General features: G+C 70.6%; 14 protein-coding genes. 4 read left to right on the plus strand and 10 right to left on the minus strand.

The genetic code is table 11. The features are described from left to right. Positions 1-81: 81 nt before the first annotated feature. From ACFUN8_RS02545 to ACFUN8_RS02560, 4 genes are all read right to left on the minus strand, one after another. Positions 82-1,830, minus strand: coding sequence for an asparagine synthetase B family protein (locus ACFUN8_RS02545; protein ID WP_383630358.1), 1,749 nt, complete (start codon positions 1,828-1,830; stop codon positions 82-84). 98 nt (positions 1,831-1,928) lie between these two features. Beyond that, complete coding sequence (locus tag ACFUN8_RS02550) at positions 1,929-2,459, minus strand: hypothetical protein (protein WP_383630360.1); 531 nt, start codon at positions 2,457-2,459, stop codon at positions 1,929-1,931. A gap of 11 nt (positions 2,460-2,470) precedes the next feature. Beyond that, positions 2,471-3,406, minus strand: coding sequence for a hypothetical protein (locus ACFUN8_RS02555; protein WP_383630362.1), 936 nt, complete (start codon positions 3,404-3,406; stop codon positions 2,471-2,473). Next, a complete protein-coding gene (locus ACFUN8_RS02560; RefSeq protein WP_383630364.1) occupies positions 3,403-4,482 on the minus strand; it encodes a hypothetical protein in 1,080 nt (359 codons plus the stop codon). The genes ACFUN8_RS02555 and ACFUN8_RS02560 overlap by 4 nt, the downstream gene beginning before the upstream one ends. A 104-nt stretch (positions 4,483-4,586) precedes the next feature. Between ACFUN8_RS02560 and ACFUN8_RS02565 the strand changes: the two genes are divergently transcribed. Continuing rightward, complete coding sequence (locus ACFUN8_RS02565; RefSeq protein ID WP_383630366.1) at positions 4,587-5,306, plus strand: hypothetical protein; 720 nt, start codon at positions 4,587-4,589, stop codon at positions 5,304-5,306. Between the two features lie 6 nt (positions 5,307-5,312). Here ACFUN8_RS02565 and ACFUN8_RS02570 read toward each other — a convergent pair whose 3' ends face one another. The 3 genes from ACFUN8_RS02570 to ACFUN8_RS02580 form a co-directional block, all read right to left on the minus strand. Further along, the gene (locus ACFUN8_RS02570; RefSeq protein WP_383630368.1) at positions 5,313-6,071 is read right to left on the minus strand and encodes a TetR/AcrR family transcriptional regulator; all 759 of its coding nucleotides are present in this window, start codon (positions 6,069-6,071) and stop codon (positions 5,313-5,315) included. A 34-nt stretch (positions 6,072-6,105) separates the two neighbouring features. Then, complete coding sequence (locus ACFUN8_RS02575) at positions 6,106-7,053, minus strand: SDR family oxidoreductase (protein WP_383630370.1); 948 nt, start codon at positions 7,051-7,053, stop codon at positions 6,106-6,108. Positions 7,054-7,122: 69 nt separating this feature from the next. Then, positions 7,123-7,869 carry an SDR family oxidoreductase gene (locus tag ACFUN8_RS02580; protein WP_383630372.1) on the minus strand — a complete coding sequence of 249 codons (747 nt, stop codon included), beginning with the start codon at positions 7,867-7,869 and terminating at the stop codon, positions 7,123-7,125. A gap of 271 nt (positions 7,870-8,140) precedes the next feature. Between ACFUN8_RS02580 and ACFUN8_RS02585 the strand changes: the two genes are divergently transcribed. Together ACFUN8_RS02585 and ACFUN8_RS02590 are read left to right on the plus strand one after the other, a co-directional pair. Beyond that, positions 8,141-8,557 (plus strand): YciI family protein, encoded by a 417-nt coding sequence (locus tag ACFUN8_RS02585; protein ID WP_383630374.1) that lies wholly within the window; start codon positions 8,141-8,143, stop codon positions 8,555-8,557. 150 nt (positions 8,558-8,707) lie between these two features. Next, positions 8,708-9,919: an RNA polymerase sigma factor gene (locus ACFUN8_RS02590; protein ID WP_383630554.1), complete on the plus strand. Its 1,212-nt coding sequence runs from the start codon at positions 8,708-8,710 to the stop codon at positions 9,917-9,919. A 36-nt stretch (positions 9,920-9,955) separates the two neighbouring features. Here the strand turns inward: ACFUN8_RS02590 and ACFUN8_RS02595 are convergent, their stop codons facing one another. From ACFUN8_RS02595 to ACFUN8_RS02605, 3 genes are all read right to left on the minus strand, one after another. Further along, positions 9,956-10,876: an SDR family oxidoreductase gene (locus ACFUN8_RS02595; protein ID WP_383630376.1), complete on the minus strand. Its 921-nt coding sequence runs from the start codon at positions 10,874-10,876 to the stop codon at positions 9,956-9,958. Then, positions 10,873-11,562 carry a TetR/AcrR family transcriptional regulator gene (locus ACFUN8_RS02600; RefSeq protein ID WP_383630378.1) on the minus strand — a complete coding sequence of 230 codons (690 nt, stop codon included), beginning with the start codon at positions 11,560-11,562 and terminating at the stop codon, positions 10,873-10,875. The genes ACFUN8_RS02595 and ACFUN8_RS02600 overlap by 4 nt, the downstream gene beginning before the upstream one ends. Positions 11,563-11,709: 147 nt before the next feature. Further along, positions 11,710-13,965, minus strand: coding sequence for a germacradienol/geosmin synthase (locus ACFUN8_RS02605; protein WP_383630380.1), 2,256 nt, complete (start codon positions 13,963-13,965; stop codon positions 11,710-11,712). A 165-nt stretch (positions 13,966-14,130) separates the two neighbouring features. On the opposite strand from ACFUN8_RS02605, the gene ACFUN8_RS02610 reads away from it, so the two are divergent. Beyond that, on the plus strand, positions 14,131-14,751 hold the full coding sequence (locus tag ACFUN8_RS02610) for an HhH-GPD-type base excision DNA repair protein (RefSeq protein WP_383630382.1): 621 nt from the start codon (positions 14,131-14,133) through the stop codon (positions 14,749-14,751). Positions 14,752-15,199: the final 448 nt, after the last annotated feature.

Below are 15,199 nucleotides of genomic sequence, written 5' to 3' on the forward strand. Positions count from 1 at the left end.
GGAGCCACGGCCCAGTTCTCGTCAGGAGAGATCTCTCAAGCCCCGACCGCGTGGCCGCTCGGGCCCCGACTCCCCGGCCGCTCAGGCCCCGACCTCGAACGAACGCAGCCACAGCTCCAACGTGAGGACCAGCCACAACTTGCCTCCCTGGCGCGGCAGCAGCGTCCCCTCCCTCCGTAGCCACGACCGGATCGTGTCCTCACGGAACAGGCCACGGGCCCGCGCCGAACTGCCGAGCAGCAGGTCGTGGCCCAGCTCGCGCAGCGGCCCGTCCAGCCACTGCTGGACCGGTACCCGCATTCCGCTCTTGGGCCGGTCCACGATCGTCGGCGGCAGCAGGTCCCGTACCGCCTCCTTGAGGATCCACTTCTCGCTCGTCCCGGCGAGCTTCAGCCGGGGCGGCACCCGGAACGCGTGGTCCACGACCGCGCGGTCGAACAGCGGGGCGCGGCCCTCCAGCCCCTGGGACGCGGTGATGCGCTCCACCTTGGTGAGGATGTGGTGGGCGCCCTTGGTGCGCAGATTGGTGTGGAGCAACTGGTTGAGCAGGCTCGTCATCCGCCCCTGACTCAGATACGGCGCCAGCAGCTCCGTCACGGGCGGCGCGTCCGCCAGTTCTGCCAGCACACCGGGCGTCAGCAGCACCGGCAGGTCGCCGTGGCACTTGCGGTACGAGTCGACGTAGGCCCGCGCCCGCGAGTCCACACCCGCCTCGTCGCGGTGCAGTTCGTGGATGAGCATCGGCAGGTTCTTGGGGCCGCCGAAGACCGGGTCGCCGCCCTCCCCGTTGAGCACCACGCTCATGCCGTCCGCCGCGACCGCCTCGGCGAGCATCAGGTTGGGCACGGTGAGCGGATCGCCGACCGGGCTGTCCAGCAGCGCGACGGTCTCCGGCAGCCGGGCCGCGACCGCCTCGCCGGGCACGGTGAGGACCTGGTGCTCGGTGTGGCAGTGGGCGGCGACCAGCCCGGAGTAGGCGAGTTCGTTCGGGGCGTCGCCGCCGAAGCTGATCGAGTACGACCGGACGGCCTGGTCGTGCAGCTTGGCGGCGAGCGCGGTGACCAGGCTGCTGTCCACACCGCCGGAGAGCAGGACGCCGACCGGTTCGGCCGTCGGCAGCCGCCGCGCCGTGGCGGACTCCAGCAACTCGCGCAGTTCCCGGGCGTGTTCGGCCGCCGGGCGCTCGTCGGTGACCTCGGCCGGCTCCCAGTACGTCTCCTCCACCGACGAGCCGTCCGGCTTCAGCCGTACGCACCGCCCCGGCCGCACCTCGTGGATGCCGCGCAACAGGGTCTCCCTGCCGGGCAGATACGCGAAGGTGAGGAACGACCGGACCGCCGGCAGATGCAGCCCGGTGGCCAGCGCGGGCCAGCGCTGGAGCGCCCGCAGCGAGGTCGAGGCGGCCCACGCGGCCCGGTCGCCCGTACCGGCGCGGGCGTGGAAGAGGGTGCGGGCGCCCATGTGGTCCCGTACGAGGACGAGTTCGTCCCGTTCGGCGATGGCGAGGGCGAACATGCCGTCGGCGGCGGCCAGCCCGGCGGTGCCGAACCTGACGTACGCGCGCAGGAGCAGTTCACCGTCGGAGCAGTCGGCCGGGGCGCCGCCCGTGCCGTCCGCGCCGAGCCGGGAGCGGAGTTCCGGCGCGTTGTGGAGCGTGACCTCGCCGATCGCGTACACGTCGCCCACCCGGTACGGCCCCGACGCCGCGCCGGGCCCGTCGAGCAGGCCGAGCGCATGACGGCCGTCCCGCGTCCGCACGGGACGGCCGCCCATGGCCGCCACCTGCCCGGCCGGGTCGTCGGCGGTCAGACACGCACACCAGCGGGACATCGCATCCCCCTTCTTCTCTTCTTTCTCTTCTTCTCTCTGCTTCTCAACTCCTGCGGCCTGTAGGCCCGTCGGCCCCGAGGGGCCGGCACACCCCCGGCTCAGCCGAAGTCGTCGTCGGTGTCACCGGAGCCGGAACCGTCGCCCCAGTCCCCGTAGCCGCCGTCGCCCCCTCCTCCGCCGCCACCGTCGCCGCCCGACGCGCTCGCCTCGGCCTGCCGGCGCAGTTCCTCCTCCTCTTCCGGGGAGAGGAAGGGGGGCGGCATGGTCAGCGCCGCGCCGACGACGGCGCCGGCGGTCACCGCTCCCAGGACGGTGCCCAGCCGGCCGCCGAACGACGTCCGGTTCACCGTCAGCACCCCGTCGCTCCACAGCGTCCGGCCGTAGCCGGCCTCCCTGCCGTAGAGGGGCCGGCGCCCGTCGGCGTACACGCGTTTGACGATGCGCCGTCCCAGCAGCTCGTCGGTGCCCGAGCCACCGCGCTCGTCCCGCCACCGCACGACGCGGCCGCCCCGAGCACCGTCCACCGCGCTGCGCCACTCCTGGCCGCCGTCCGAGTAGCGCCGGTGGACCGTGTGGTCGGCGAGCAGTTCGTCGGTGTAGGTGATCTCCCGCCTCTGCGGCTGCGGCACTGCGGTTCCTCTCATGCGGTGGGCCAGCTCAGGAAACCTGACCGACGTACCTGACGAAGCTCGGTCAACTGCGAACGCGGCGTGCGTACTTCCCGTACGAGACGGTGCACCGTACGGAGCAGTGACGCCGGGTTCACGGCGGCGACCTCCACGAATCTGCCGCGCCGCAGCCAGTCGCGCTCCCAACGACCGAGCTGGAACGCGAGCCCCTGATCGAGAACGGAACCTGCGCCCGGACCCTGACCGAGCCCCTGCCGGAGCACCTGACCGGGACCGGGATCGAGCCCCTGACCGGGACCGGTGACGGGAAAGGCCGTCGGAACGGCCGCGTACGCCGGGCCACGCCCGTGCACCAGATGCAGCGCCCCCGCCTGCCGGGGCCGCAGCCCCAGCGGGACGACCCGGACCCCGTCCGGTACCTCGACGGACCGGGCGAACCGCGCGGGAAAGGTGAGTCCCCGCGCGCTCGCGTCGTGCAGGAGATAGACGGTCGCCCGCTCCGCCAGCGCCAGCATCCTCAACACCCCCTGATCGAGGGGCAGTTCGGATGATCCGTACACCGGGCACGCCGACTCCATCGGCACCCCGTTGGCCCGCAGCATGGCCGCGATGTCGTCGGACTCGCACACCAGCACTCTCGGCAGCCCGTAGTCGAACAGGTCGGGCTCCGGGGTGTGCCGTCCGGCCGTCTGCCGGGGACTCGGCACTATGGGCGGCAGCAGGCCGTCCACCGGGCCGGGACCGTGGCGCCGCAGCGCGGTCAGGTACGCGTCGTACGTCAGCGCGGGGGCGGAGGTGAAGTGCGCCCGCCGGGGCGCCCGGTGCCACGGCATCAACACCCGGCACACCTCGTAGTACAACTGCCGCTCGGTGAAGCGGAGTCGACCGGGCGCGGCGGCGTTCTCCGCCGCCGTCCGGAGCACGCGGTCGAGGATCGCGTCCTTCATGACGCCGTCGGCCAGGTGAGGAATCCGACCTGCTGCGCCCGGCCCCGGTCCGGGTCGGCCAGCCCCTCCGCCCGGTCCACCGCCCGCGCGACCACGGCCAGCAGCTTCGCAGGCGGTACGGCCGCGAGCGGGGACCACCAGCCACGGGTCAGCCAGTCGGCCTCCTCGGCGGTCAGCGCCGAGGACGACGTACGTATCGCTTCCAGGTCCCCGGGATCCAGCGGCTTCCGCAGCCGTATGGCGTTCTTCTTGTCCATCACCGTGCGCGGCAGCATCCCGGCGACCACCACCCGGCCACCGAGCGCGGCCCTGGCCCTGGACGCGAAGGCGAGCCCCGCCGGGCTGGCGTCATGCAGCACGATCCCCACAACTCCCGCTTCACCGGGCCGGGTCGGGCCGGTGGATATGGTCCGGAGCTGGTCGACCGACTCCATCAGCGCGAGCGAGTGCGTCTTGTGTGCCCGGTTCAGCGTGAGGCAGGCGAGCACGGTGCGGTCGGGGCAGAGGAGGGCCAGCCTCGGTCCCTGCCCGCCGGCACCGGGGATCACCGGGTACTGGGCGTGTCCCTTGTCCGTCAGCCCGGTCGGCGGCCCGCCGTAGACGGCGACCCAGCGGTCGATGACCGTGGACCGGAAGACCTCGGTCGACATCGGCACCTCTACCGTGCCGGTCCGCTTCGCGCGACGGGAACCGCGAGCCGCCAGCAGGAGACCCAGCGTCAGGAACACCACGCCCACCACGACGACGGGGCGCACCACGTCCGGATCGAACCCGGAGCTGCCGCTGATCACCACCATGAGGAAAGCCGTCAGGACGACGAGGAAGGTGGCGATGCATCCGTACGCCACGACCTGGGTGGGTGTGTGGTTGCGCGCGGCGGCGTACCAGAGCTGGGTGGGTGTGTAGCGCAGGCCCTCGCCGTTGCCGAGTTTCTCGATGAGCTTGCGCATCCGGACGTCGTGCAGGCGGAACGTGTTGTCCTTCGGTTCGAGCGCGAAGGTGCGCTTGCAGACCGAGCAGGTCCTGCCCCCTCGCTCCCGGTGGCGAAGGCTCTTCTCACAGTGCGGGCAGATCACAGCGGCCCCCTCCAACTGCCCCGACAAGCGCGTGGTTTCGTTATGTCGACCGGACAGATCCTAGACGACGGAGCTTGATTCACATGTCCAATTCCCATACAAGAATGAAACACGAGGCGAACGCGGAGAACGAGGTCCACGACGTCGCCGAATTCACGGATGCGGCAAGGAATGTCGTCACGCCTGTCCTGCAACTCCCCGAAGACATCGCCCTGGCCGTGGTGAACGCCTTCACGAAGGTGGTGAGAGACGCGAAGAGAAGCGAATCAGCCACTACCCAGAACCAGGATGGGATAACCCGTTTCCAGACTTTCGAGGAGGGTGACGTCTATATGCTCGAAGCGCCCTTCGACGATTTCTTCGCCGATCGCTATCTGATGGATTTCTACAATGTGGAGGAGCGCGGCGTCTGCTCCCGTATGCATCTGCACACCGGTCTGCGATTCGTGCGGATGATGACGGGCCCGGACACGCGGATCCGGGTGAGCAGCCTCTCCCCGTTCGAGATCACCGGCGTCGCCGGGGTGACTCCCTTCTCCTTGCGGTCCTTCGAGGACGAACTGCCCGACACCCCGCCGGGTGTGGAGCGGACCCGCTACAACCTGGTGGTGCCGCCGTGCTCCTTCGTGGACATGCAGATCCCGCGCGGGGTGAGCCACCAGTTCAACGCCGTCGGCGAGCACGCGGTGATCGATTCCGTGCACCCCGAGGAGTCCGTCGAGACATTCCGCGAAAAGATGTCCGGATTCAGGATGATGGCCCAGACGGTATTCCTCGCGGACGAACTCCCCGCGTCGGACACCTGCGCGGATCTCCCCACCTGACAGCGGCTACGCGTCGTCCTCGGACGCCGTGGAGGTGTGGGATGCCGTAGACGTCGTGGACGTCGTGGAGAGCCGACGCAGCCATTCCGTCATCAGGGCCACTTCGGCCGTGCTGAGCCCCGACTCCGCGGACCGCCCCAGCAGGACGTTCAACTGGGCCGCCGCCGCGGGCAGTTGTGTCCTGGTCGCGGCCCGCGTGCCCGTACCGTCCTCCGCCGCCACGTCCGGGGTGAAGACGGTGGCATGCACGGCGTCGCGAACCCGCCGGGAGGTGTCCGTGTCGGTGAAGGTCGCGGGACGGGCGACGAGCATCAGCGCCACCCCGACGTTGGCCGACATGACGACCTGGGCAGCCGCCTCGGGCGCCAGCCGCAACTTGCCGTCCGCCGCGGCCCGCCGCAGATCCCTGGTGAGGATCTCGTGGGACTCCAGCGCCGCCGCCGGGGGCGTGCGCATCGCGGGGGAGTACATCAGCCGGTACAGATTCGGGTTGTCCAGCGCGAACTCCACATGGCTGTCCCAGCCCTTGCGCAGATCCTCTATCGGATCGTCCTCCGGAGCGCGCTGCCGCTTGGTCTCCAGGTACTTGTCGAAGCCGTAGTCCACGACGGCGGACAGCAGCCCCTCCTTGTCCCCGAAGTGCCGGTAGAGCGCCGGGGCACCCACCTGCGCGGCGTCGCACACGGCCCGGGTGGAGACGTCCCCGTTGGGCGACTCGGCGACCAGCCGGGCCGCGACTTCCAGGATCCGCGCGCGTGTGCTCATCGCGGACGACCGTATCAAGGGCCCCGTAGCGCTGTTACGCACGAGGAGCGGCCGGGGCAGCAGGACCAGTGGCCGAATCCGTGGCGGCACGAGGAGCGAGGAGATCGCCCAGGCCGATACGGGTGAGGAACTCGGCCCGTATTCGGTCCGCGACCCGGCTGACCTCTTCCGAGCCGTCGTTCGCGGGGTCCACATGGACCCGGAACGGCCGTCTGCCGTACGGGGCGTCCACCACGGCGACGACGGCGTCGGCGACCTGGGACACGTCTGCGTCGGCCGGCGCGAGGTCGGCCAGGCGCCGCGCGACCTGGTCCATGAGACCGGCGTACCGCTCCTCGTATGCGGGGACGACGTTCTGCTCGGCCGGGTGGCCGCCGGTGATGAAGTGGTTGGTGCCCGAGGTGAAGGAGCCGGGCACCACGATGCTGGTCTCGATGCCGAAGCGGGCCAGCTCGGCCGCGTACGAGACGGCGAGGGAGTCCATGGCGGCCTTCGCGGCGAAGTACGGCGCGAGATAGGGCGGGGTGCCGCCACGGCTGGACGTGGACCCTATCCACAGGACCAACCCGTGCCCCTGGGCGCGCAGATGGGGCAGCACGGCCCTGTTGACGCGCTGGGTGCCGAGCACGTTCGTGTCGTAGACGGCCATCAGCTCCTCCGGCGTGAACGCCTCGGTGGGCCCGGTGACCATGTGCCCCGCGTTGTGCACGATCACGTCGAGCCCGCCGGCCTCGGCCAGCACCGTGGCTGTGGCGGCGTCTGCCGACTCCTGGGACAGCACGTCCAGCTCCACCGTACGGAGGTCCACTCCGTGCTCGGTGGCGTACGCCCGCGCCTCGGCGACCCGGTCGGCGTTACGGCCCGTGGTGTCGCGCATCGCGGCGTAGACGGTGTGCCCCACGCGGGCGAGAGAACGTGCGGCGAGCGCCCCGAAGCCGGACCCGGCGCCCGTGATCACAATGGTTTTCGGGATGTCACCCATGACGGAACTCCACTTCTCGATCGATCGGAAGAATCAACGGAAGGATCAAAGGTTCAGCGGGCGGGGGCGTCAGATGATGCCGCCGTTGGCACGCAGGACCTGGCCGTTGACCCAGCGGGCCGGTCCGGCGAGGAAGGAGACGACCTCGGCGATGTCCTCGGGGCGGCCGAGCCGCTCCAGCGGGGCCTGGGCGGCCAGGTTCGAGATGGTCTCCTCGTCCTTGCCGTCCAGGAACAGGGCGGTGGCGGTCGGTCCGGGCGCCACCGCGTTGACCGTGATGTCCCGTCCGCGCAGCTCCCTCGCCAGGATCAGCGTCATCGCCTCGACCGCGCCCTTGCTGGCCGCGTACGCCGTGTATCCCGGGAAGGCCAGACCCAGCACCGAGCTGGAGAAGTTGATGATCGCCCCGCCGCTCCGCAACCTGCGCGCGGCCTGCTGGTCGACCACGAACGTGCCGCGGATGTTGGTGCGGTGCATACGGTCCAGCGCGTCCAGTTCGGTGTCGACCAGCGGCGTCACCGACATGACACCCGCCGCGTGCACGAGGACGTCCACCCCGCCGAAGGCTTCCTCCGTCGCGTCGAAGAGGGCCGACACCGCGACCTCGTCGGCGACATCGGCGCGGAAGGCCATGGCCGTCCCGCCCGCTTCGGTGATGGCGGCCACCGTCGCCTCCGCCTCGGTCCGATTGCCCGCGTAGTTGACGACGACGGCGTGCCCGTCCGCCGCCAGGCGCTCCGCGCTCTCCCGGCCGATCCCGCGGGACCCGCCGGTGACGATCACTGCTCGACGCGCTGTGCTCGGCTGCTCACTCATGACACTGCTCCCTGGATAGCGGTGTTCGCCTTCCCGACAACAACAACGCTAACATGTTCGAAGTAGCATCGCTACCCCTTTCCGTAACATCGCTACGCGCCCCACGCGTACGACCGCTACGATCACGACCGCTGCGCCGCTCCCCGGGGCCGACGGAGTGATTCGAAAGAAAAGTCCCGCGAGCTGTCGAGAAGCCGTCATCGGCTCCGACGTCCCCTGTGAGAGTTGCCCACGAGGGGTGACAGCACGGCACAGCAAAGGGAGCGACATCATGAAGTACCTGGTGATGGTTCAGGGTTCGCAGGCCGACTACGACGCGATGAACGGCAAGCCGTCCGAGCACAGCGCGGCCTGGAACGAGAAGGACATGCAAGCGATGTTCGCCTTCATGGGAGCGGTCAACGACGACCTCGCCGAGTCCGGTGAGCTGATCGACGCGCAGGGTCTGAGCGCGCCCTCGCAGACGCGCTTCGTCGGCGCGGACAAGGACGGCAAGCCGGTGATCACGGACGGCCCGTACGGTGAGACGAAGGAGCTGCTGGCCGGCTACTGGGTGCTCGACTGCGCGAGCCTGGAGCGGGTCACCGAGATCGCCGCACGCGTCGCGGCCTGCCCCCAGCCCGAGGGCGTCCCGTCCTACCCGGTCGTCATCCGGCCCATCCAGGAGGGCCCGGAGATCGACGCCTGAGACACCGTGCGCGCCCCGCTCCGACGGGGTGTAATACGCGGTGTGAAAGACGGCACGAACGACGGACCGAGTGACGCCACGGACGACGCCACGAACGACGCCGCGCACGAGGGCAGGGGCCGACCGACCGGCCCCACCACGACCGAGGACCTGCTGCGCCTGCACGCGCCGCAGGTCCTCGGCGCGCTCGTCCGCCGGTACGGCCACTTCGACCTCGCCGAGGACGCCGTACAGGAAGCGCTCATCGCCGCCGCCCAGCAGTGGCCGGCCGACGGCCCGCCCGACAACCCCCGCGGCTGGCTGATCCGAACCGCCTCCCGCCGGCTCGTCGACCAGTTCCGCAGCGAAGAGGCGCGGCGCAGACGCGAGGAGAGCGCCGCCGCGCTCACCCCCAGGGACGCCTTCACCGCGCCGCCGCCCGGTGAGAGCCGCGCCCCCTCGGAGGACGACACCCTCACCCTGCTCTTCCTCTGCTGCCACCCCGAACTGCCCGCCGCCGGGCGGACCGCGCTCACCCTGCGCGCCGTCGGCGGTCTGACCACCGCCGAGATCGCCCGCGCGCATCTGGTGCCCGAGGCGACGATGGCGCAGCGCATCAGCAGGGCGAAGCAGAAGGTCAAGGGCGTGCCCTTCCTGCAGCCGGGGCCCGAGGACCGCGACCGCAGGCTCGCCACCGTGCTCCAGGTGCTCTACCTGATCTTCAACGAGGGCTACACGGCCACGTCCGGCAGCGAGTTGCGGCGCGCGGACCTCGCGTACGAGGCGATCCGGCTGACCCGGGCCGTACGGCGGCTGCTGCCGACGGAGGGCGCCGTGACGGGTCTGCTCGCGCTGATGCTCCTCACGGAGGCGCGAAGCGCGGCCCGCACGGGACCGCACGGTGAACTCATCCCGCTGGACGAACAGGACCGCGCCCGCTGGGACCGCGCCGCGATCGACGAAGGTACGGCGCTGGTCGAGGAGGCGCTGTCCCAAGGACCCGCCGGTGCCTACCAGTTGCAGGCCGCGATCGCCGCGCTGCACGACGAGGCGGCGAGCGCCGAGGACACCGACTGGCTCCAGATCGTGGCTCTTTACGACGAGTTGCTACGCCGCGCTCCCGGGCCCGAGCCGATGGCCGAGCTGAGCAGGGCGGTGGCCGTGGCGATGGCGCACGGCCCGGAGGCCGGACTCGCGGAACTCGAAAGTCTGGAGAAGGAGTTGGCCGGGCACCACCGGCTCGACGCGGTGCGGGCCCATCTGCTGGAGAAGGCGGGTGACACCGAAGGCGCCCTGGCCGCATACCAGTTGGCGGCCGAACGGACACTCAGCGTGCCGGAGACCCGCTACTTGATGATGCGGGCGGCCCGCCTCCGCGCCTGACCCGCACCCGCGCCCGCCCCCGTCCCTACTACAGCGCTACAGCGGATCGCCGAGCGGCCCGAACTCCGCGACCAGCGACTTCGCCCAGTGCGCGGCGAAGTCCGGCCGCGTACCGTCCGCGTCCGTGAAGCCGTACTCCTCGTACAGCCCCCATGTGGCCAGCGCCCGCCCCGACTTGGCCATGATGTCCGGGTCGGCGGCCAGCGCGGCGACCGCGCGCCCCAGATACGCCGGGCTCTCGGAGTGGGCGAAGTTCGGGTCCTGGGCCACCGCGTCCCGCCAGGTCTCCTCGGTGACGCCGAAGCCCTCCAGCATCGCCTCGGAGCGCAGAAAGCCGGGCGTGATCGCGACGGCGGCGACGCCGTACGGCTTCAACTCGGCCGCCTGCGCGACCGCGAGGCGGATCACCGAGGACTTCACGAGGTCGTAGAAGAAGGTCCCCCGGTAGCGGGCGGTGTTCCCGTCCGTCACCTCCACGACCAGCCCGCTCCGGCGGGCGACCAGCAGCGGCAGCGCGTAACGGCTGGTGATCACATGCGTGTCGACCGCCTGCCGCAGCAGCCGGAACCCGGCGTCCAGGTCCTGCTCCCACAGCGGGTGCTCCCAGTCGGTCAACGGGTCCCCGCCCCAGACGGAGTTGACGAGGATGTCCAGCCGCCCGTCCTGCTCGGCGGCGATCCGGTCGACCAGGGCGCGTACGTCGTCGGGACTGCTGTGGTCCGTACGGACGGCGATGCCGTGCCCGCCGGCGGCGGTCACCAGATCGGCCGTCCCCTCGACGGTCTCGGGGCGGTCCAGGTCGGAGCGCCCGGCGGAGCTGCTGCGGCCGGTGACGTACACCGTCGCGCCGGCCGCGCCGAGTTCGACCGCGATGCCGCGCCCGCCGCCCCGGGTGCCGCCCGCGACGAGCGCGACCTTGCCGGCCAGCGGGCGGGACGCCTCAGCCGCCTCCTTCATGATTCCTCCTGATCAGCGGGTACGAGCACGCCAACGGGCACATCCGCGGGCAGGTCAACGGGCAGATCCGCGGGCAGTTCCACAGGCCGGACCAGGTGCCGGGCCAGCACCTCGCCGATCTCCTGCCGCATCCGCCGCGCGAGCGTGCCCTCACGGTCGAGTGCCCAGATCAGCCCGGCGCCGCCGGCCATCGCCTGTACGGAACGGGCCAGCGGCCCGACGTCCGTCCCGGCCCTCAGCTCCCCCGCCGCGACGGCGGCGGTCAGCAGTTCCTCGACGGCCCGCCGTTCGGCCCGGTGGACGGTGAGGGCATGCGCGTGGAACTCCGGCTCGCCGAGGTCCAGACAGAGGAACGCCAGATGGTTGGCGTACGTCTCCGGAGTCGTCATCGGCTCCATCGACTCCACCAGCAGCGCCGTCAGCGCGGCGAGCGCGGAACCGTGCGCGCGGCGCAGCCGCTCCGGCGCCGTACGGGCCTCGGCCTCCGCGCTCTCGGCGGCCCGCTCGGCGAACACCAGCAGCAGACCGCGCTTGGACCCGAAGCGCTGCATGAGCGTGCCCGGCACGAGGCCCACCTCGCGGGCCACCGCCGCGAGCGTGAGCCCGGCGGGTCCGACGCGTCCTACGACCTCGCCGGTCGCGCGCAGGATCGCGGCGTCGTCCACGCCACGGGGACGTCCGGCCACGGAGACTCCTCCCTCACTTAATAAATGCACGTTCATTCATTAAATAGGACACCGGCCGGAACAGCAACAGAACACCGCCCCGCCCCGGACCGGAATCCGAGGCGGGGCGGGTAGCGGTAACCGCGTCAGCGGTCACGGCCTCAGCGGTTACGGCGTCAGCGCCTGCGCCGGAAGCCGGATCCGGGTCGCCGAGGTGCCGGGACCCTTGGGGGCCGGGGGAAGCCAGCGGGTGATACCCGCCCGGTCGTGGAGCAGGTCCGACTCCTTGTAACGGTCGCAGCCGGCGTGCCAGACGAGGATGCCGGACAGCCAGTTCTCCAGCTCCTTCACATAGCCGTCGAGGACCGCGCGCGCCTCGACACTCAGGGCGAAGTCGTCGTACAGGACGGGGAGTTCATTGGCCGCGACATGCTGGAACTGGCGCATGCGGCCCTTCATCAGGTCATGGACGATCGCGACGCCCGTCGGGTAGTCGCAGTTGAAGAAGGACTGCACCACCAGTACGCCGTTGTGGATCTCGCCCTCGAACTCGATCTCCTTCTGGTACGAGAAGAGGTCGTTCATCAGGCACGCGTAGTCCTGGGCCGCGTTCTCCAGGGACCTCATCGGGCCGCTGCGGTAAATCTCCGGCGGCACCACCTGGCCGTGGCCGATGCGGGACAGGCTCATCGTCATGTTGGAGCCGAAGGTCTGGCGGCGCATCTCGATGTAGTCGACGGGGTCCGGGATGCGGTTCTGGATCTGGTTGACCAGCTCCCAGACCCAGCTGGCCGTCATCTCCTCGACGGACGCGCGGAAGGCCCGCCGGGCGTCCGCGTCCATCGGGCCCGCCGTACGGATCCACAGGTCGGCCAGTCCGCGCTCCAGCCCGCTGAGCGGTGGCGGGGTGTCCAGCGTCTCGATCGGCATGAAGAGGGACAGCCGTTCGTTGCAGACCTTCGCCGCCGCCAGATTGCGGGTGTTGCCGTACACGACGGGGAAGTAGTCGTCCCCGTACGTCCCCCAGGCCAGCCAGTCCGAGGTCAGGTCGAGCCCCTCGGGGGTGGCGTCGGGGTGGATGCCGGCCGCGCAGAGCGGGAGGTCGATACGGCGGATCCGGTCCTCGTCCCAGACGTCCGAGCCGGGGACGCCCGGCTGGCCCTCCAGGATGCCCATCCGGCCCGCCCACTCCACGACGTGCTCCCGCGACGCCTCCAGATACGGACTGAGCCTCGCCGTGAAAGGCATCTCGAACTCGGGCAGGATCGAGGGCCCCACCCGCTGGTACGGCACATGGCTGTGGCCGCGCACCCTGGCGGGCGCGCCGTTGCCGAGGCTCTTGAGATAGTCCGACGCCGCCGTCCAGCGGCCGACCGGGGTCAGTGAGAACAGCGGCCCCGCCGTCTCCCCCGCCCCGGCGCCCCCGCCCGCCCCCGCACCGTTCATGTACCGGCTGGAGCGCATGTGCCACTCGTGGCCGCCGGACTGCCAGTCCTGGAGGCCCTTCACATACGCCAGGGTCCCCGCCGCCGCGACCGGATCGACGCCCTTCTCCACGAAGAGCGGGCCCAGCTCGGTCAGGGCCGTGTTCTCGAACTGGTGGAGGCGCGACGTCAGCAGGTCGTTGACCGCGTCGGCCGCCTCCTGTGTCGTGCAGCCCAGGAACGTCTCCAGGACCAGCACCCCGTTGCTCAGCTCGCCCTCCTCCTCGATCTCCCGCTGGTACGAGAAGAGGTCGTTGCGCAGATGGACCCCGTCGGAGAAGGAGTCCCGCAGGACCCGCATCGGACGGGACTCGGCGATCTCGGCCGGCACCTCCGCCCCCGCCGCGTACTCGATGAGCCCTGCCGACCAGGGCGCCCCGCCGACCTTGCGGCGCATCTCGATGTACTCGACGGGATTCGCGATCCGCCCGGCGTTGATGTTGGCGAGCTCCCAGAGGGATTCGTTGAGCAGATTCTCCGTGCTCTCGGCGAACCGCGCCCGCCAGTCCAGGGACATCGACGGGACCGTGCGCTCCCAGAGATCGGCGAGACCCGCCTCCACCGGATTGGTCGCCTCGGGGAATCCGTCGGCGAGATCCATCGGCATGAAGGCGGCGAGCCGGTCGAGATACGCCTTGCCGCCCGCACGGTCCTGCGTTCTCTTGAAGATCTCCAGGAAGTGGTCGTCGAAGAAGAAGACCCACACATACCAGTCCGTGACCAGCGACAACTGCGGCCCTGTGCAGTCGGGATGGGTGTACGAGCACAGCAGCGCGTAGTCGTGGGCGTCGAGATCGCTCTGCTCCCAGATTCCCGAGCCCTCCAGCATCCCCATGTCCCGTGCCCACGCCCGGGAGTGCTCCCTGGCCTCCTCCAGACGTGGATTGATACGCGCCGGATAAGGCATGTAGAAATCCGGCAGTTCAAAGGGCTGTGTCACTGATGCGCGGCCTTTCCCGAGGATTCCGGAGGATTCCGGCAGCTGTCCGTGTCCAGCCCTACCCCTCGCCCCGTACCGCCATCCGCGCCACAAAACAGTCATATGAACACACCGTCAGGGCGTGGCCTCCCGGAAATTTTCCGCGGCCCGGTCCACCATCGGCCCATGAGCACGACGATTCGCATCGCACAGCAGCCCGAGGCCGACGAACTCCTCGGCCGCAGCCCGTTGGCCGCGCTGGTCGGCATGCTGCTGGACCAGCAGGTGCCCATGGAGTGGGCCTTCTCGGGGCCGTACACCATCGCCGTACGCATGGGGGGTGACGATCTGGACGCGCACGCGATCGCCGCGTACGACCCCGAGGCGTTCGCCGCGCTGCTCTCGGAGAAGCCCGCCGTGCACCGCTACCCGGGGTCCATGGCCAAGCGCGTGCAGCAGCTGTGCCAGTTCCTGGTCGCGCACTACGACGGCGACGCCTCCGGGGTGTGGCGAGATGCCGCCACCGGCGCCGAACTGTTCAAGCGGCTGACCGAACTCCCCGGCTACGGCAAGCAGAAGTCGCAGATCTTCCTCGCGCTGCTCGGCAAGCAGTACGGCGTACGGCCCGAGGGCTGGCGCGCGGCGGCCGGCGCGTACGGCGACGAGGGGTCGTTCCGCTCGGCGGCGGACATCACGGGGCCCGAGACCCTGGCGAAGGTCCGCGCGCACAAGCAGGAGGCCAAGCGCGCCGCCAAGGCGGCGAAGCCGGCGACACCGGCCAAGTCGGCGAAGTCCGCGGAGAGCTGAACGGGCGCCGACGAGCACGCGGCCGACGAGCATGATTTGTGGCACATCTGTTCCCCTACAACGCCCCAGGTCGCTAACTTTCGGTAGCTCACTTCGCAACGCTCCTGCTCGTCCGCACCCGTTCGCATCGGAAGGACCCCTGTGAACGCAACGTCCCGCAGACTCATGGCAGTCGCAGCCGCCACCGCGCTCGCCGCCCCGCTTCTGCTGTCCGCATCCTCCGCCTCGGCGCACAACCGGCCCGACCCGGCGAGGGACGCGGCGAAGCTCTCCAAGAAGCTCGTCAAAGAGGCGTCCGGCAAGGACGCGTACAAGCATCTGAAGAAGTTCCAGGACATCGCCGACTCCGCGGGCGGCCACCGCGCCGCGGGCTCGCTCGGCCACGACGCCTCCGGCGCGTACGTGTACAGCCTTCTCAAGAAGGCCGGCTACAACGTCTCGTACGACA

Origin of the sequence: Streptomyces sp. NPDC057307 (genome assembly GCF_042667665.1) — a bacterium.
Taxonomy (GTDB): Bacteria; Actinomycetota; Actinomycetes; order Streptomycetales; family Streptomycetaceae; genus Streptomyces.